The sequence below is a fragment of the Glycomyces dulcitolivorans genome (genome assembly GCF_003265355.1).
Classification (GTDB): Bacteria; Actinomycetota; Actinomycetes; order Mycobacteriales; family Micromonosporaceae; genus Glycomyces; species Glycomyces dulcitolivorans.
The window spans coordinates 20,219-37,002 of the sequence record NZ_QFRW01000014.1 but is presented as its reverse complement, the minus strand read 5'-3'; the positions used below and the strand labels follow the sequence as shown (position 1 = coordinate 37,002).

At 71.1% G+C, this 16,784-nt stretch carries 18 protein-coding genes; 4 read left to right on the top strand and 14 right to left on the bottom strand.

The annotated features are described in order from the left end of the window. From DI269_RS00310 to DI269_RS00295, 4 genes are all read right to left on the bottom strand, one after another. On the bottom strand, positions 1 to 594 hold a 594-nt coding region (locus tag DI269_RS00310; protein ID WP_157974660.1), incomplete at its 3' end, for an amidohydrolase family protein. A 13-nt stretch (positions 595 to 607) separates the two neighbouring features. Continuing rightward, on the bottom strand, positions 608 to 1,354 hold the full coding sequence (locus tag DI269_RS00305) for an amino acid ABC transporter ATP-binding protein (protein WP_112133176.1): 747 nt from the start codon (positions 1,352 to 1,354) through the stop codon (positions 608 to 610). Beyond that, the gene (locus DI269_RS00300; protein WP_112133180.1) at positions 1,351 to 2,133 is read right to left on the bottom strand and encodes an amino acid ABC transporter permease; all 783 of its coding nucleotides are present in this window, start codon (positions 2,131 to 2,133) and stop codon (positions 1,351 to 1,353) included. Before DI269_RS00300 ends, DI269_RS00305 begins: the two co-directional genes overlap by 4 nt. Positions 2,134 to 2,171: 38 nt before the next feature. After that, a complete protein-coding gene (locus tag DI269_RS00295; RefSeq protein WP_157974659.1) occupies positions 2,172 to 2,957 on the bottom strand; it encodes a transporter substrate-binding domain-containing protein in 786 nt (261 codons plus the stop codon). A 156-nt stretch (positions 2,958 to 3,113) separates the two neighbouring features. Here DI269_RS00295 and DI269_RS00290 point away from each other — a divergent pair, with 156 nt between their 5' ends. Both DI269_RS00290 and DI269_RS00285 read left to right on the top strand, forming a co-directional pair. Continuing rightward, entirely contained in the window at positions 3,114 to 4,016 is a 903-nt protein-coding gene (locus DI269_RS00290) for a 5'-3' exonuclease (protein WP_232822542.1), read from the top strand. Continuing rightward, complete coding sequence (locus DI269_RS00285; protein WP_112133175.1) at positions 4,013 to 4,744, top strand: AAA family ATPase; 732 nt, start codon at positions 4,013 to 4,015, stop codon at positions 4,742 to 4,744. Before DI269_RS00290 ends, DI269_RS00285 begins: the two co-directional genes overlap by 4 nt. A 36-nt stretch (positions 4,745 to 4,780) precedes the next feature. Here DI269_RS00285 and DI269_RS00280 read toward each other — a convergent pair whose 3' ends face one another. Beyond that, positions 4,781 to 7,504, bottom strand: a complete 2,724-nt coding sequence (locus DI269_RS00280) for a DEAD/DEAH box helicase (RefSeq protein WP_112133174.1) — start codon at positions 7,502 to 7,504, stop codon at positions 4,781 to 4,783. A 99-nt stretch (positions 7,505 to 7,603) separates the two neighbouring features. Here DI269_RS00280 and DI269_RS00275 point away from each other — a divergent pair, with 99 nt between their 5' ends. After that, positions 7,604 to 8,341, top strand: coding sequence for an HAD family hydrolase (locus tag DI269_RS00275; RefSeq protein ID WP_198666995.1), 738 nt, complete (start codon positions 7,604 to 7,606; stop codon positions 8,339 to 8,341). 77 nt (positions 8,342 to 8,418) lie between these two features. On the opposite strand, the gene tatC is transcribed toward DI269_RS00275, so the two are convergent. From tatC to DI269_RS00250, 5 genes are all read right to left on the bottom strand, one after another. Next, positions 8,419 to 9,390 carry a twin-arginine translocase subunit TatC gene (tatC, locus tag DI269_RS00270; RefSeq protein WP_112133173.1) on the bottom strand — a complete coding sequence of 324 codons (972 nt, stop codon included), beginning with the start codon at positions 9,388 to 9,390 and terminating at the stop codon, positions 8,419 to 8,421. Between the two features lie 22 nt (positions 9,391 to 9,412). Beyond that, complete coding sequence (tatA, locus tag DI269_RS00265; RefSeq protein WP_112133172.1) at positions 9,413 to 9,691, bottom strand: Sec-independent protein translocase subunit TatA; 279 nt, start codon at positions 9,689 to 9,691, stop codon at positions 9,413 to 9,415. A gap of 228 nt (positions 9,692 to 9,919) precedes the next feature. Next, complete coding sequence (locus tag DI269_RS00260; protein WP_112133171.1) at positions 9,920 to 10,129, bottom strand: hypothetical protein; 210 nt, start codon at positions 10,127 to 10,129, stop codon at positions 9,920 to 9,922. 30 nt (positions 10,130 to 10,159) lie between these two features. After that, entirely contained in the window at positions 10,160 to 11,095 is a 936-nt protein-coding gene (locus DI269_RS00255) for a helix-turn-helix transcriptional regulator (protein ID WP_112133170.1), read from the bottom strand. A 1-nt stretch (position 11,096) separates the two neighbouring features. Next, positions 11,097 to 12,074 (bottom strand): helix-turn-helix transcriptional regulator, encoded by a 978-nt coding sequence (locus DI269_RS00250; RefSeq protein WP_112133169.1) that lies wholly within the window; start codon positions 12,072 to 12,074, stop codon positions 11,097 to 11,099. 118 nt (positions 12,075 to 12,192) lie between these two features. On the opposite strand from DI269_RS00250, the gene DI269_RS00245 reads away from it, so the two are divergent. After that, entirely contained in the window at positions 12,193 to 13,284 is a 1,092-nt protein-coding gene (locus tag DI269_RS00245) for a DUF3866 family protein (protein ID WP_112133168.1), read from the top strand. An 84-nt stretch (positions 13,285 to 13,368) separates the two neighbouring features. Here the strand turns inward: DI269_RS00245 and DI269_RS00240 are convergent, their stop codons facing one another. The 4 genes from DI269_RS00240 to prcB form a co-directional block, all read right to left on the bottom strand. Beyond that, on the bottom strand, positions 13,369 to 13,611 hold the full coding sequence (locus DI269_RS00240) for a hypothetical protein (RefSeq protein WP_112133167.1): 243 nt from the start codon (positions 13,609 to 13,611) through the stop codon (positions 13,369 to 13,371). A gap of 9 nt (positions 13,612 to 13,620) precedes the next feature. Then, on the bottom strand, positions 13,621 to 14,979 hold the full coding sequence (gene pafA / locus DI269_RS00235) for a Pup--protein ligase (RefSeq protein ID WP_112133166.1): 1,359 nt from the start codon (positions 14,977 to 14,979) through the stop codon (positions 13,621 to 13,623). A gap of 173 nt (positions 14,980 to 15,152) precedes the next feature. Continuing rightward, entirely contained in the window at positions 15,153 to 15,950 is a 798-nt protein-coding gene (gene prcA / locus DI269_RS00230) for a proteasome subunit alpha (protein WP_112133165.1), read from the bottom strand. Between the two features lie 15 nt (positions 15,951 to 15,965). Then, positions 15,966 to 16,760 (bottom strand): proteasome subunit beta, encoded by a 795-nt coding sequence (gene prcB / locus DI269_RS00225; protein WP_112133164.1) that lies wholly within the window; start codon positions 16,758 to 16,760, stop codon positions 15,966 to 15,968. Positions 16,761 to 16,784 lie beyond the last annotated feature (24 nt).

Genomic DNA, 16,784 nt, shown 5'->3' with positions numbered 1-16,784 from the left:
CTGGGCGACGGGGACGGCGGCGTTGACGGTGGCGCGGGCGGCGCGGTGGGCGGCGCGGGTGAGGAGCCCGGAGGGGTCGTAGCCGTCGAGGGCGGCGAACTCGGGGTGCTCGGCGAGGAGGCGGGGCCCGGCGACGCCGATGTGCCCGCAGGCGCGCGAGAGGTACGCCACGCGGCCTCCGGCGGCGTGGCCGAGGGCCTCGGAGGTCGGCGGCGTCGCGTCGTCCCATTCGGTCTCGTCCCAGCCGTGGGCGAGGACGATCGCGTCGGCGGGCAGGGAGGCGGCGAAGGAGGCGACGCGTTCGAGGACGACCGCGGCCGAGGGGAACCCGGCCAGGTGCAGGCCGATGAGGGAGGCCCCGGTGCCGGTGAGGTGGACGTGGGAGTCCACGAACGCCGGGGTCACCAGGGCCCCTTCGAGATCGACGACGGTGTCGGCGCCGGGGGCGTCGGTGTCGTCGCCGATCCAGGTGATCGTGTCGCCGTCGGTGAGCAGGGCGGTCGCGGCGCGGTGGGTCGGGCTCATGACCCGCCCGCCGCGCCACAGGGTCCGTTCGCGCAGGGCGGTCCGCTCGGTGTTGTCGAGGAGGCTCATGCCCCCAATGATGTCAGTCGACCGGGTGGAGGACGCGGTGGAGGAAGCTGCGCGCCCGCTCGGTCTTGGGCGCGGTGAGGACCTCGGCGGGCGGCCCCTGCTCGACGATGACGCCGCCGTCGAGGAACAGGACCCGGTCGGCCACTTCGCGGGCGAAGCCCATCTCGTGGGTGACCACGAGCATCGTCATCCCCTCGGCCGCGAGGCCCTTCATGACGGTCAGGACCTCGCCGACGATCTCGGGGTCGAGGGCGCTGGTGGGCTCGTCGAAGAGCATGAGGCGGGGCTTGACGGCCAGCGCGCGGGCGATGGCGACGCGCTGCTGCTGCCCGCCCGACAGCTGCGAGGGCTTCGCCCGCTCCTTGCCTTCGATGCCGACCTCGGCGAGGAGGCGCCGCGCCTCGGCGACGGCCTCGTCCTTGGGGATCTTGCACACGCGCCGCTGCGGGACGACGAGGTTGTCGAGGATCGTCATGTGGCTGAACAGGTTGAAGTGCTGGAACACCATGCCGATGTCGCGGCGGGCGAGGTCCAGGTCGGCGTCGGGGCCGGTCATGTCGTGCCCGGCGGCGGTGATGGAGCCTTCGGTGGGGGTCTCCAGGAGGTTGACGCAGCGCAGGAGGGTGGACTTGCCGGACCCGGAGGGCCCGATGAGGCACACGACCTCGCCTTCGGCGATCTCCAGGTCGATACCGCACAGGACCTCGTTGTCGCCGAAACGCTTGTGGAGTCCTTCGATCTTGACGATGGGGTCGGTCATCGCTTGTCCTCCCGGTTCTCCAGGCGCCGGGCCAGGAGCCCGAGCGGGATCGTCAGCAGCAGGTAGAGCAGGCCGCCGACCAGCAGCGGGGTGGCGTTGGCGGTGTCGGTCAGCTCGTTGCGGGCGAACTTGGACAGCTCCATCGTGGCGGTGGTGACGCCGAGGACGAACACGAGCGAGGAGTCCTTGGTGAGCATGACGAGCTCGTTCGTCAACGGCGGCACGACGATCCGCAGCGCCTGCGGCAGGACCACGGTGACCATGGTGCGGGTGTGGCCCATGCCGAGGGAGCGGGCGGCCTCGACCTGTCCCTTGGGGACGGCCTGGATGCCGGCGCGGACGCTCTCGGCGATGTACGCCGAGGAGGTGAGGCCCAGGCCGATGGCGACCTGCCCGTAGACGCCGCCGGGGTACTGGATGCCGGGGAAGGCCTGGGGGACGCCGAAGCCGACGAGGAACAGCACGAGCAGCGCGGGCAGGCCGCGGAAGACCTCGACGTACGCGGTCGCGAACCAGCGGTAGGGGCCGAACGCGGAGACGCGCATGAGCGCGATCGGCACGCCGACGACCATGCCGAAGGCGAACGCGAGGACGGTGTAGACGATCGTGTTCCAGAACGAGGTCCACACGGCCGGGAACATGTCGGCCGCGATGTCGAGCTGGAAGAACGAGGCGGCGATCCGGTCCCAGTCGGCCGCGGCGGCCAGCGCCGCCACGACGGCGACGATGACGGCGTACTGGACGCCGCGCGCGAGGCGCCGCCGCTGCCGCGCCGTCATCCGGGCGCGGGCGGGCGCGGTTTCGGTGGCGGCGTCCACTACTGGTCGAGGTTCCCGGTGTAGGGCTCGCCGATCCACTTCTCGTACAGCTCCGCGTAGGTGCCGTCCGCGAAGACCTCGTCGAGCATGGTGTTGACCTCGTCGAGGAGCTCGGTGTCGTCCTTCTGAACGGCGAAGCCGTAGTGCTCGGCGGTCTCGATGGTCTGCACCAGCGCCAGATCGGTCGCGGTCTCGATCATCTCGTTCCAGGTAGCGAGGTCGGCGATGGAGGCCTGGACGGACCCGGCGGTGAGCGCGGAGGCGATGTCGCCCATGGACTCGAAGGCGACGACCTCGTAGCCGTACTGCTCGGCGTTGTCGTTGGCGTAGGCCTCGCCGGTGGAGCCGGACTGGACGGCGACCTGGAGCCCGTCGAGGTCCTCCAGGGACGCGACGGCGGAACCGGAGGGCACGACCAGGGCCTGGTCGGCGCGGTAGTACGCCTGGGACATGCCCATGGCGGCCTGGCGCTCCTCGGTGATGGACAGCCCGGCGGCGGCGATGTCGCAGGTGCCGGCGTTCAGGGCCTCGCCCGAGGAGATCGAGTCGAAGCTGATCTCGACGATCTCGACGGTCTGGTCGAGGCGCTCGGCGAGGGTGTTCATGAGGTCGATGTCGAACCCGGCGTACTCGCCGTCCTCGGAGAACTCGAAGGGCTCGAAGGGCACGTTGGTGCAGACGGTGAGGGTGCTGTCGTCGTCGGCTCCGGACGAGCATGCGGCGGCGGCGAGTCCGGTCCCGATCAGGGCCAGGGCTGCCGCGGCGCGGCGGGTGGAGATGTTCACCTGAAGGCTCCTCGTAGTTCGCTGATGGGCCGATCTTTCCGGTCGGACCCTCCCATACTTGTGCCACCTGGGTGTTGATGTGGCAGGTTTCGCAGTACGGACGGGGCGGATCGCCGTTCGCCCGCGGTGTCGGCTTCGCGTGAGAGAGTGGTGCGCATGCTGATGCTCATCGACGCCGCGTCCTTGTGGTACCGCGCCTACTACGGGCTCCCCTCCTCGATCAAGGCCCCGGACGGCCGGCGCTCGGGGGCGGTGCGGGGCTTCTTCGACGGCCTGGCGGTGCTGGCGAGGCGCTTCTCCCCCACCGGGATGGTCTGCTGCCTCGAAGGGAACTGGCGGCCCGAGTGGCGCCTGGAGCTGCTCCCGGCGTACAAGGCCGAGCGGGCGACCGCCGACGGCGCCGAGGACACCCCCGACGGCCTGGACGACCAGGTCGCGGCGATCGAGGCGCTGCTGCCGGCGCTGGGCATCGCCACCGCGACCCATCCGCGGTACGAGGCCGACGACGTCATCGCGACCCTCGCCGCGCGCACGGCCGAGCCGGTCCTGGTCGTCACCGGCGACCGCGACCTGTTCCAGCTCGTCGACGACGACCGGGCCCGCCACGTCGTGTACCTGGCGAAGGGCATCTCGAAGGCGGAGCTGTTCGACGGCGAGGCGGTGGCGACGAAGTTCGGGGTCAGCCCGGGCCACTACGTGGACTTCGCGGTCCTGCGCGGCGACCCCTCGGACGGCCTGCCCGGCGTCAAGGGCATCGGTGCGAAGACGGCTGTGGCCCTGGTGAACACGTACGGCGGGATCTCCGGCATCAAGGCGGCCGCGGCCGATGAGGCCTCGGAGCTGCCCGCCCGCCAACGGGCGGCGATCACCGACGCCGCCGACTACCTCGACCGGGCCGTCAAGGTCTCCTCGGTCGTCACCGACGTCGACGTGCCGGTGGTGGACGCGGCGATCCCCGAGACCTGGAAGGACCCGAAGGCGGTCGAGGCGCTGGCCGAGGAGTGGAACGTCGGCTCGGCGCTCAAGCGCCTCCGCGAGGCCGTCGCGGCGGCCGAGTGAGGCCGCCCGCGCCGTTCCTGCGGTCGGTGCGCGCCGAAGGGCTCCCGGGGCGGGGCTGGCCGTGGGAGGTGCCCGCGGTGCGCGCCTTGGAGGACGGGCTCGACCTGGACGCGGCCGTGGTGATGCTGTGCGGCGACAACGGGACCGGGAAGTCCACGATCGTCGAGGCGCTCGCGGTCGAACTGGGCGTCAACGCCGAGGGCGGGTCGCGGAACTTCCGGTTCGCCACCCGCGAGACCGCGACGCCGCTCGCCGAGCACCTGGTGGTCACGCGCCGGGCCGGGCCGCGCCCGGTGGACTCGTTCTTCCTGCGCGCCGAGACCTATTTCAATGTGGCGACCGAAATCGAACGCCTCGGCGGGCCGCTGGACTCCTACGGCGGGACCTCGGCGCACGAGCGCTCGCACGGCGAGGGGTTCCTGGACCTGGCGACCAACCGGTTCGGTCCCGGGGGCCTCTACCTGCTCGACGAGCCCGAGTCGGCCCTGTCGGTCCACGGCTGCCTGGCGCTCCTCGCGGTCATCGCCGACCTGGCGAAGGCGGGCGCCCAGTTCATCGTCGCCACCCACTCCCCGATCCTGCTCGCCTGCCCGGACGCGCTGCGCTACGAGACGGGCCCGGACGGCATCGCGCCGATCGAGTACGACGACGCGGGCCCGGTCCGCCTGACCCGGGACTTCCTGGCCGACCCGCAGCGCTTCGTCCACCACCTGCTCGCGAGCGACTGACGGCCGCGGCCGAGGGGCCGCGGCCGGTGCACGCGCCTAGACGTCGGCGACCACGCCGCGGCGGATCGCGTCCACCGCTTCGAAGGCCGCGTCGGCGAGCTTGTTCGAGGACTCGGTGCCGATGAAGCGGGCGGCCGTGCCCATCTGGTGCAGCAGGTCGGCGGTGCGGCGGGCCCAGCGGACGAAGTCGCCGCCGGGCATCGGCCACGGGCCGTCGGCCGCCGCGAGGGCCTTCGACAGCTCCTCGCCGCTGGTCCACCGGTAGATCGGCCAGGCCAGGCCCAGCTGCGGGCGCGAGATCAGCGACAGGCCCCGCTGGTTCTCCGAGCGCCGGATGCCCTCCCAGCGGCGCACGGTCTTGGCGACGTGCTCGGTGATCTGGCCGGGGACGGCCACGAAGAACTCGTCCTCCTCGAAGCGGGACTCGTAGATGACCGTCGAGGCGATGGCCGCCAGCGGGGCCGGGCCCAGGCCCTCCCAGATGCCGTCGCGCAGGCACTGGGCGACGAGCAGGTCGGTCTCCACGAACAGGTTGCGCAGCAGCCGCCCCGACTCGGTGACGGTCTCGCCTTCGAGGTACCCGAACTCGGTGAGGACCTCGCGCACGGCCGTGAACTGGCGGGCCAGGGAGTGCTCGCGCCGCTCGGAGCGGCGCCGCAGCGTCTCCTCCTCGCGCTTGAGGCGCGACCAGCGGGACGCGTGCACGGTGTGCTGCCCGGCGTCGGGGCAGGTGCGGCACGGGTGGCCCTTGACCTCCTCGCGCAGGCGCGCGATCTCGGGGGTCTCGGCCGCGCCGCCGCGGCGCGTCGGGCGTGCCCGGTCCCGGGTGGCCTCGCGCAGGCTCGACGCGAGGTCGGTGCGGGACTTGGGGTCGCGGCGGTCGAAGCGCTTGGGCACGTTGATCTTGGCGACGACCTCCAGGCCGCCGTCGAACGCGGCGGTCTCCACGGTCCCCGTCCAGCCGTCGGCGGTGAGCACCGCCCAGCGCGGGTCGTGGTGGCGCGAGCCGCCGGTGGGCCGCAGGAACACGGCCCAGCCGACGCGCTTGCCGCGGGAGATCCAGATGACGTCCCCGCCGCGCAGCTCTTCGAGGTTGGTGCGGGCCTCGTCGCGCAGGGCGCCCTTGCGGCGCTTCTGGTTCGCGCGCTCGGCCTGCGAGAGCTCGTGCGTGAGTTCGAAGTAGGCGAGGAAGTCGCCCTTGTGGCACTCGGCGCCCTTGGCAGCCTCGGCGGCGCGCCGGCCCAGCGAGCGGGCCTGCTCGGCGATGTGGACGGCCTCGGAGTCCGATTGGAACTGCGCGAACGAGGACGCCAGGACCTCTTGGGCGCGTTCGACTCCGGCGGCGCCGATGAGGTTCACGGCCATGTTGTAGGACGGCGCGAACGAGGAGTTCAGCGGGTACGTGCGCTTGGAGGCGAGGCCCGCGAGCTCCTTGGGGCGCACGTCCTCGGCCCACACGGTGACCGCGTGGCCCTCGACGTCGATGCCGCGCCGCCCGGCGCGCCCGGTCAGCTGCGTGTACTGGCCGGGGGTGAGCATGACGTGGTCGGAGCCGTCGTACTTGATGAGGCGCTCCAGGACCACCGACCGCGCGGGCATGTTGATGCCCAGCGCGAGCGTCTCGGTGGCGAACACGGCCTTGAGCAGACCGCGCTCGAAGAGCTTCTCGACGACCTCTTTGAACACCGGCAGCAGCCCGGCGTGGTGGGCGGCGATGCCCGCGGCGAGCCCGGCGAGCCACCGGTCGAAGCCGACGGCGTCGAGGTCGGCGGGGTCGATGTGGGCGACCGACGCGGTCGCGTAGTCGACAATCTCGTCGCGCTCGCGCCCGTCGGTGAGCCGCAGGCCGGCGCGCACGCACTCGTCGACGGCGGCGTCGCAGCCGGCGCGGGAGAAGATGAAGTAGATCGCCGGGAGCAGCGCGGCCTGGTCGAGGCGGGAGACGACGCGGCCGCGGTCCACATGGGGCCGTCCGCGGCGGCGCCCGCCGCCGGTGCGCTCGCTGCGCTCGCGCATGCGGGCGTCCTTCTTGAGCAGCTCCTTGGAGACGTAGTCGACGTCGGGCTCGAACAGGTCGAGCAGGGCGCCGCCGATCATCATGTGCTGCCACAGCGGGACCGGGCGGGTCTCGGAGACCACGACCTCGGTGGAGCCGCGGACGCTCTTGAGCCAGTCGCCGAACTCCTCTGCGTTGGAGACCGTCGCCGACAGCGAGACGACCCGGACCTCCTGCGGGAGTTCGATGATGATCTCCTCCCACACGGCGCCGCGGAAGCGGTCGGCGAGGTAGTGGACCTCGTCCATGACCACGTACCGCAGCCCCTGGAGGGTCGGCGAGCCCGCGTAGATCATGTTCCGCAGGACCTCGGTCGTCATGATGACGATCGGGGCCTCGCCGTTGATGACGGTGTCGCCGGTCAGCAGTCCGACGTTCTCGGCGCCGTGGGCGTCGACGAGGTCGTTGTACTTCTGGTTCGACAGGGCCTTGATCGGCGTGGTGTAGAAGCACTTCCGGCCTTCGGCCAGCGCCAGGTGCACGGCGAACTCGCCGACGACGGTCTTGCCGGCGCCGGTGGGGGCGCAGACGAGGACGCCATGGCCGCTTTCGAGGACGCGGCATGCCTCGATCTGGAAGTCGTCAAGGAGGAACGGGTAGTCTCCCGAGAACGCCGCCAGCTGGGGCCACTGCCGGCGCACCCTGTCGGCGGCGTGGCGCTCGGCCGGGGAGCGGTCGTCGGCGTGCACGTCGGCGTTAACCATGGCCCCAACACTAGTCTGCCACCCCGACAAGAGCATCCCGGTAACGCGCCCGGCGCACCCGGCTGTGACGACGCCTACACGGCGGGGTATCGTCCGGTGGTGCACCGTGATTCCTCACCAGGAGACGACGATGCGGGACGCGGAGGGGTCGACGCGGTCCTGTTCGACTTCCACGGCACCTTGGCGCAGCTCGAACCTCTGACGCGGTCGGTGGCACTGGCCGCCGAGGTCTGCGGGAGGCAGCTCTCGCCGCTCGCGGTGACCGCCCTGGCGGACGCCATCGGCGCGCAGGGATGGCTCGGTTCGGGCATGGAGCCCCGGGTGCGGCCCCACTTCGCGGAGGCGTGGGCCGACCGGGACCTCGACGAGGACGCCCACCGCGAGGCGTTCACCGAGCTCGCGGCCCAGGCGCACGGCGTGTTCGACGGCCTGGCCGACGCCCTCTACGACCGGCTGGCCTCCCCCGAGGGGTGGGTGGCGTTCGCCGACACGTTCTCGACCCTGGTGTCGCTCAAGGCCCAGGGGTACCCGATCGCCTTGGTGTCGAACATCGGCTTCGACGCGCGCCCGATCCTGCGGCGCCTGGGCATCGACCGGTTCATCGACGCGTGGGTGCTGTCCTACGAGGTCGGCTACTGCAAGCCCGACGAGAAGATCTTCTACTCCGCGTGCCATGCGCTGGACGTGGAGCCGGGCCGGGTGCTCATGGTCGGCGACACGATGGCCGACGCGGGCGCGGCCCGGATCGGGGCCCGCTGCTACCTGGTGCCGCACGCCGAGGCGGGCCGGGCGGTCGGCCTCGACGCGGTCCTGCGGCTGGTCCGCGCGGGCTGCTAGACCCACTGAACGCAGGAAGGGCCCGGAGCTTTCGCTCCGGGCCCTTCCTATTCGCTCTGCCTTCGTCCCAACCGGACTCAGGTGATGTCGTCGTAGCCGTCGACGCGTCGGCCGAGGCGGTTGCGCCGCTCGTCCGGGTAGTCCTCGTCGTCGAGCCCGCCGGCCGCGATGGTGGAGGCGGCCGCGACGTCATCGGACGCGCCTATGTCGCTGGCCTCCTCGTCGTCCCACTCGTCCTCTTCGGTGATGCCCTTGCGCTTGTCGTTGAGATGGGCGACGATCAGCGCGAGGCCGTAGAGGATGAGCATGCAGAACGCGAGCGCGGTCATGCCGAACGGGTCGGGCGTGGGCGTGAAGATCGCGGTGAAGATGAAGCTCACCACGACCACGATCCGCCACCAGCCGCGCATCCGCTTCGCGGAGACCAGTCCCATCACGTTGAGCATCAACATGATCAGCGGGAACTCGAATCCGATCCCGAAGACCACCATCACCGTGAGGTAGAAGTTGATGTACTCCTCTAGGTTCAGCGCGATCGTGAACCCGGTGCCCTCTTGGAGCACCATGATGAACTGGATGCCGTGGCTGACCACGAAGTACGCGAGGGCCGCGCCGCCGAGGAACAGCGGGGCGGCGATCCCGATGAACGTGTAGGCGTACTTGCGCTCGTTCCGGTGCAGGCCGGGGGCGATGAACGCCCACAGCTGGTACAGCCAGATCGGCGAGGTCGCCACCAGGCCCATGTACAGGGAGACCTTGAGGTACAGCGCGATGTGCGAGGCCGGGGAGTTCAGCGTGAAGTTGCACAGCACCTCTTCGCCGGACTCCACGTTCGCGCCCGACGTGTTGCAGTAGGGCTGGGCGAGGAACTCGATGGCCTGCTTCGAGAAGATCAGGCCCAGCGCGGTGCCGACCAGGATGACCAGGACCGCGATCATCAGTCGCGACCGCAGGTCCATGAGGTGCTCCATGAGCGTCATGGAGCCGTCGGCGGCGCGCTGGAACTTGGTCTGGCGTTTGCCCTTGCGCCGCGGTGGTTCGTCCGCCATGTCGGTAACGGCCGTATCCCGGCTATCGCGTCTGCTTGCGGTCGACCGCTTCGCCGTCGATCACGCTCTCGCTGACCGGCGCCGGCGGTTCGAGCGGCTCGCGGGTGTGCTTGGGCTCGGCGCGCACGTCGCCGTCCTCGTCCGGGTTGCTCCCGTCCTTCTTCATGGCCTCGGTCTCGGACTTCAGGATGCGCATGGAGCGACCCAGTCCGCGGGCCATGTCCGGGAGCTTCCGGGAGCCGAACACCAGCAGGATGACAACGACGAGAATGATGATGTGCCAGGGCTTCAGTGCACCCATTGTTCGGTCCCTCCGGATATATGTCGGTGACGTTAACCATCGTATGCCTCGATGGAGGCTGCCGCCACGGAGCCTGGAACCGGGTTCGCCCCGTGGTCACCGTTGGTAGGCGCGGCTACGACATCGTCGAGCCGGACAAGCATGACCGACGTTTGACACTTCCGTCAACACTGGAGCCTTCGGGATCCCTGATCTTTATCAGAATGTGGCGAGTGCGACGGGGATGCGTCACTTCTCGGGGAGTGCGGCGGTCGTGCGCTGCACTTCCGCCAACGTCAGGTTCAAGCGTTCTTGCAGGTCCTGTACCTCGCCGGCGCGCTCATGAACGCGGTCGAGGCCCGAGTTGAGTTGTTTCAGCCCGCCGAGGAGGCGCCACGCCGCGACGGCGAGGAGCACCAGTCCGGCGAGTGCCAGCACGACCGATATCGCCCAGATCATCGGGACAGTCTAAGCCGAGGCGGGCCCGGCTCAGGCCGCCGGGGCGTAGCGGGCCAGCGCCGAGCGGGCGGTCTGGCGGACGGCGTCGCGCAGTTCGGCCGGGGCGACGACCTCGGCCTCCCCGCCGAGCCCGAGGACGAAGCGGCGGGCCCAGTCGAGGTCGCGCACGCGCATGACGACGCGGCGGCGCCCGTCGGGCTCCCCGGCGACCTCCTCGCACGGGTAGGAGTCGGAGACGCCCTTCGCGCCGGCGCCGAGCAGCAGCTCGATGCGCGGCAGCTCGGAGGCGAGGAACGCGGTCGGCGCGGGCGGGTTGGTCAGGCGCAGCGGCTCGGAGGGCTCTTCGAGCTCGGTGCAGGCGTCGATCCGGTCGATGCGGAACTGGCGGATCTCCCCCGCGGTGCGGCACCAGGCGCGCAGGTAGGCGTGGCCTTCGGCGACGACGATCTCGATCGGGTCGACGACGCGCTCGGAGGTGGTGTCGCGGCTGGCCGAGTAGTAGGTGATGCGCGCGGCGTGCCCGGAGGCGACGAGCGCGGCGTACTTCTCGGCCTGCGGGTCGGTGACGGTGTCGCGGACGGTGACGTCGGCGGGGGCCTCGCCCGCGGCGGCGGCGAGCTTGTCGAGCGCGGAGGCGATGGCAGCGCGGTCGCCGACGCCGGGCGTGTCGGCGAGGACGCGCAGGGCCACCGACAGCGCGAGGGCCTCGTGGGCGGCCAGGCGCACGGGCCGGTCCATGCCGGCGGCGAACAGGATGCGCACGGTGTCGGCGTCGAAGGCGATGTCGATGAGGTCGCCGGGCCCGTATCCGGGCAGGCCGCACATCCACAGCATCGTCAGGTCGGCCTGGACCTGCTCGGCGTCCACGCCGAAGTCGGCGGCGATCTCGGTGATCGGCACCCCGCCGGGGCGCGCGACCAGGTACGGGACGAGGTTGAGCAGTCGGGCGAGACGGTTGGTGGTCATGTCAGTCGTCCTCCTCGTCGGCGAGGGCTTGCAGGCACGCGACGGTCTCCTTGACCAGTTCGGGCGGGTCGAGCACGAGCACGTCGGCGCCGAAGGACGCGAGCCAGGCGGCGGTCGGGGCGGTCTCGGTGTAGGAGAAGCAGACCTGGTCGCCCTCGGCGGTGCGCGGCCCGATCTGGTCGGCGCGGCGGCGCACGCCCCAGGCGCGCTTGGGCCGGACCAGGAGGGTCGCGCGGATCGGCTGCTGGCGGGCCTCGGACTCGGAGGCGAACGCGAGCACGTCGACGTCCTCGGGGATCGTGTACGCGCCTTCGGGCCCGGTGAGGCGGACCTTCCCGGAGATGCGCGAGAGCCGGAAGCACCGCTGGGCGCCCCGGTCGAGGTCGAGCCCGGCGACGTACCAGCGCCCGCGCCAGGCCGCGCAGCCCCAGGGCTGGATGCGGCGCTGCTGCGCGGACTCGTCGCGCGAGCCGAGGTAGTCGAAGACGACGGCGCGGCGCGCGGCGATCGCCTCGAAGAACGGCGACAGCGCGGCCTCGGCGCCGGGCAGGGACTTCACGGTCGCGGTCGCGGCGTGCGACTCGACGTCGATCCCGGCGGCGCGCAGCTTGAGCAGGGCCTCGGCGCTCCCGGACTGGAGCTCGGGCTGCTGCCACAGGCGCGCGGCGGCCGCGACGGCGGCGGCCTCGGCGTCGGTGAACTCGATCTGCGGCAGCTCGAAGTCCGAGCGCGCGATCCGGTAGCCCGGCTCGCCCTCGGCGAGGTAGTCGACGCCGGACTGGAGCGGGATGCCGATGCGGCGCAGCTCGGCCTTGTCGCGCTCGAACTTGCGCTGGAAGGCCTCGTGCGCCTTCCTGTCCTCAAGGTCGTGCTCGTAGCCGGGCACGGTCCGGGCGATCCTGCCGGCGGTCTGGAAGCGCCGCGAGGACAGCAGGCAGAGCACCAGGTTCACCAGTCGTTCAGTGCGATCGTTGGACACCCGCCCAGCCTATGCCAGCGCCCGAGCAGCCCGCCATCACGCCCGGGCGTGGTGCGCGCCGGCGCGGGCCCGGCCACCGATAAATCGGCGGTCGCCTTGCCTTTGATACTGTCCGGGCGTGATCAGATGGCGATACGGGACCGTCACCGGCGTGCGCGGGGGCTGGCGCGGCTGCACCGAGCTGGAGGTCGACGTCGAGGCCCGCGAGGGTGAGGACGCGTTCTCGTGCCGGGGCCTCGCGTACGACGAGCTCGTCGGGGTCCCCGAGGTCGGCGACCGGGTCCTGCTCAACTGCAACGCCATCGCCAAGGGCCTGGGCACCGGCGGGTACGCGCTGGTCATCGCCGTCCCCGACCGGCTCCCGGCCGACGTCGAGGGCCCCGGGCACATCGTCAAGGCCCGCTACACGCCGATGCAGGCCATGCGCCTGGCCGTCGACGAGGACGACTCGCCCTACCGCGCCGCGGTCGAGGAGTGCGAGGACCTCGGCGGGATGCCGGTGGTCGTCGCGGACCTGCACTCGGCCCTCGCTCCGGTGCTCGCCGGGATCCACGCGACCGCCCCTGACGCGAAGGTCGCCTACGTGATGACCGACGGCGGGGCGCTCCCAGCGTGGTTCTCGCGCCAGCTCGACCAGCTCTCGGACCGGATCTGCACGGTCGTGACCGCCGGTCAGTGCTTCGGCGGCGACCTGGAGGCGACGAACATCCACAACGCGCTCATCGCGGCGCGGGTGGTCGGCGGCGCCGACATCGCGATCGTGGCCCAGGGCCCGGGCAACCTCGGCACCGGCACGGTGTGGGGGTTCTCCGGCACTGCGGCGGGCGAGGCGGTCAACGCGGCCTCGGTCCTCGGCGGCCGGCCGGTCGCGTCCCTGCGGATCTCCGAGGGCGACGCCCGCGAGCGCCACCGCGGCGTCTCGCACCACTCGATGACCGCTTACGGCAAGGTCGCCCTGGCCGCGGCCGACATCCCGGTCCCCGACGAGCTCCCCGCGGACTTGGAACCGAAGATCCGCGCCCAGCTCGCCGAGCTCCCCGAACGCCACCGCCAGATCGAGATCGACTGCTCGGGCCTGGTCGAGGCCATGGAGGCCCTCCCGGTCAAGCTCTCCACGATGGGCCGCGGCCTCGACAGGGACCGCGTCTACTTCATCGCCGAAGCCGCAGCAGGCCGCCACGCGGCCCAGATAGCCAAGCGCCGCGACTAGCTTCAGCTCCGCTTCAGCAACCCCGCGCTAGCTTCGAAACCGGGGGGCGCTCGCGCACGCCCGCCATGCGGCGTGCCCGCCGCGTTAGAGCACGAACAGCAGCAGGACCCAGACCCCGATGACCCCCGCCAGTGCGAGGGCCAGGGCCCAGGTCGGGACCGTGTACTCGCCGCGGCGGTTGCGGGCGATCTCGTCGCGGATGCGGGCCTTGCGCTTCTCGGCGGCGGCCACGGGGTCGAACGAACCGAGCAGGCCGGACCTGCCGGCCTGCTCGCGTTCATCGGGCCGCTGCGCGGCGGCCGTCTCGGTCTCAGGGGTTTCGGACACGTCTCATGCTCACATGCTGGCGATGAGCTTGTCCACTCGCTCGTCCCGCGAGCGGAACGGGTCCTTGCACAGCACCGTGCGCTGCGCCTGGTCGTTGAGCTTCAGGTGGACCCAGTCCACCGTGAAGTCGCGCCGCTTCTCCTGCGCCTTGCGGATGAACTCCCCGCGCAGGCGCGCGCGCGTGGTCTGCGGCGGCACTTCCTTCGCCTCGAAGACCTCGACGTCCTTCGTGATCCGCTCGGCCTCGCCGCGCTTCTCCATCAGGTGGTGCAGGCCCCGGCCGCGCCGGATGTCGTGGTACGCCAGGTCGAGCTGCGCGACGCGCGGGCTCGACAGCGGCAGGCCGCGCTTCTCGCGGTACCGCTCGATGAGCTTGTACTTGGCGACCCAGTCGATCTCGCGCGAGATCGTGTCGAGGTTGCCGTCGTCGACGGCCTGGAGGACCCGGCCCCACAGTTCGATGACGCGCTTGGTGGTCGCGTCGGCGCCGCGCTGGTCGACGAAGTCCATGGCCTTCTCGAGGTACTCGCGCTGGATGTCCAGAGCGGACGCCTCGCGGCCGCTCGCCAAGCGCACCAGGCGCTTTCCGGTCGTGTCGTGGCTGATCTCGCGGATGGCCCGGATCGGGTTCTCCAGGGTGAGGTCGCGCATGGTCACGCCGGTCTCGATCATCCGCAGCACCAGGTCGGCCGAGCCGATCTTCAGCAGCGTGGTGATCTCGTTGATGTTGGAGTCGCCGACGATGACGTGGAGGCGGCGGTACCGCTCGGCGTCGGCGTGGGGCTCGTCGCGGGTGTTGATGATCGGGCGGGAGCGGGTGGTCGCGGAGGAGACGCCCTCCCAGATGTGCTCGGCGCGCTGGGAGAGGCAGAACCGGGCCCCGCGCGGGGTCTGGAGGACCTTGCCGGCGCCGCAGATGAGCTGGCGGGTGACCAGGAACGGGATGAGGACCTCGGCGAGGCGCCCGAACTCGCCGTGGCGGCTGACGAGGTAGTTCTCGTGGCAGCCGTAGGAGTTCCCGGCGGAGTCGGTGTTGTTCTTGAACAGGTAGATGTCCCCGGCGATGCCCTCGTCGTGGAGGCGCTTCTCCGCGTCGATCATCAGGCCTTCGAGGATGCGCTCGCCGGCCCGGTCGTGCTTGACCAGGTCCTCGACGGAGTCGCATTCGGGGGTGGCGTACTCGGGGTGGGAGCCCACGTCGAGGTAGAGGCGGGCGCCGTTGCGGAGGAACACGTTGGAGGAGCGGCCCCAGGAGACCACGCGCCTGAAGAGGTATCGGGCCACTTCGTCCGGAGACAGGCGGCGCTGTCCCCTGAAGGTGCAAGTGACCCCGTATTCGGTCTCCAGTCCGAAAATGCGCCTGTCCATGTCGAAACCCTACCCCGATTCTTATGAGGAGAACACCCCTCGCGGTCGAACGGTTTCGCTCCGCGACGGGCTTGGTGGCGGTTGTTCGCGGGGTCGCGGGGGCGCTGCCGCCCCCGCGACCGTCCACTTGCGTGCGGGAGTTTCGTATCTGTGAATGCGGTTCGGGCCGTTGCCTATTCGCTCGGCTGGGGCTTCTCGCCCTTGTCCGGCGTGTCGGCGTCGTCGCCGGGCTCGTCGCCGAGGACCTCGTCCGGGTCGAGGTCGGGCTCGGCCTCGTCGCGGGGCATGAGCGCGTCGAGGGCGAGGCCCTCGATGCGCCGGAACGCGCGGCCGGGGCGGGCCCGTTCGAGGACCGCGACTTCGAGGACGTCGGTGGTCAGCTCGCGCGGAGTGCCGTTCGAGCCGCCGTGGGACAGGGCCCGCAGCGCCAGCGCGAACGCGTCGGCGAGCGGGGCCTCGGAGTCGTGGCCTTCGGAGAGGACCTCGACGAGGTGCTCGGCGTCGCCGCCCATGGCGAGGTAGCCGGGTTCGTCGTTGATCGAGCCGTCGAAGGTCAGCCGGTAGAGCTCGTCGCCGTCGGGGGAGGCCCCGACGCCGGCGACGCAGATCTCGACCTCGAAGGGCTTGGTCTGCTCCGAGAAGATCGCGCCGAGCGTCTGCGCGTAGGCCTTGGCGAGGCTGGCGGCGTTGACGTCGCGGCGGTCGTAGGAGTAGCCGCGCAGGTCGGCCATCCGGACGCCGGCGGTGCGGAGGTTCTCGAACTCGTTGTACTTGCCGACGGCGGCGAAGCCGATGCGGTCGTACAGCTCGTAGACCTTGTGGAGCGCCGAGGAGACGTTCTCGGCGACCAGGAGGACCCCGTCGGCGCACGAGAGCACCACGACGTTGCGGCCGCGGGAGATGTTCTTGCGGGCGAATTCGGCCCGGTCCCGCATGATCTGCTCGGGACTGGTGTAGAACTGCATGGCCATGTCAGGCTCCTCTCGTTATCCGTAGGGGTTCTCGGTGCGGGCCGCGATGACCGAGCGGGCGAGTTCGGCCACGACGGCCTCGTCGATCCGCTTGGAGCCGTCGACGGTGGCGCTCATGACGATGGGATAGAGGTCGCGGATCGGGTCGGGTCCGCCGGTGGCCGAGTCGTCGTCGGCGGCGTCGTAGAGCGCCTCGACGGCGACCTTGACGGCGTCCTCGGTGCTCAGGCCGCGCCGGTACCGCTTCTTGATCGAGCCCTTGGCGAAGATCGAGCCGGAGCCGATGGAGTCGTAGTCGCGTTCGGCGTAGACGCCGCCGACGACGTCGAAGCTGTAGATCTTGCCGGCTTCGGCGACGGTGGGGGCGTCGTTGTCGAACCCTGCGAACAGGGGGACGACGGCGAGGCCCTGCATGGCCATGCCGAGGTTGCCGCGCAGCATGGTGGCGAGGCGGTTCGCCTTGCCGTTCAAGGTGAGCGGGGCGCCCTCGATCTTCTCGTAGTGTTCGAGTTCGACCTGGTAGAGCTTGATGAGTTCGATGCCGAGTCCGGCGGTGCCGGCCATGCCGACGAGCGAGTAGCCGTCCGCGGGGAAGACCTTCTCGATGTCGCGGCTCGCGATGTAGTTGCCGGACGTCGCCCGCCGGTCGCCCGCCATGACGACGCCTTCAGCGGTCCTGAGGGCGACGATCGTGGTGGCGTGGGCGCTCATCTCGGTGAAGTCACCGGGGGGCAGGGGCCTGCGCCCCGGCAGCAGTTCCGGTGCCGCCTGCATGAGGAACTCCGAGAAGGAGGAGGTTCCGGCCGTCATATACGCGTGCGGCAGTTTGCCTGG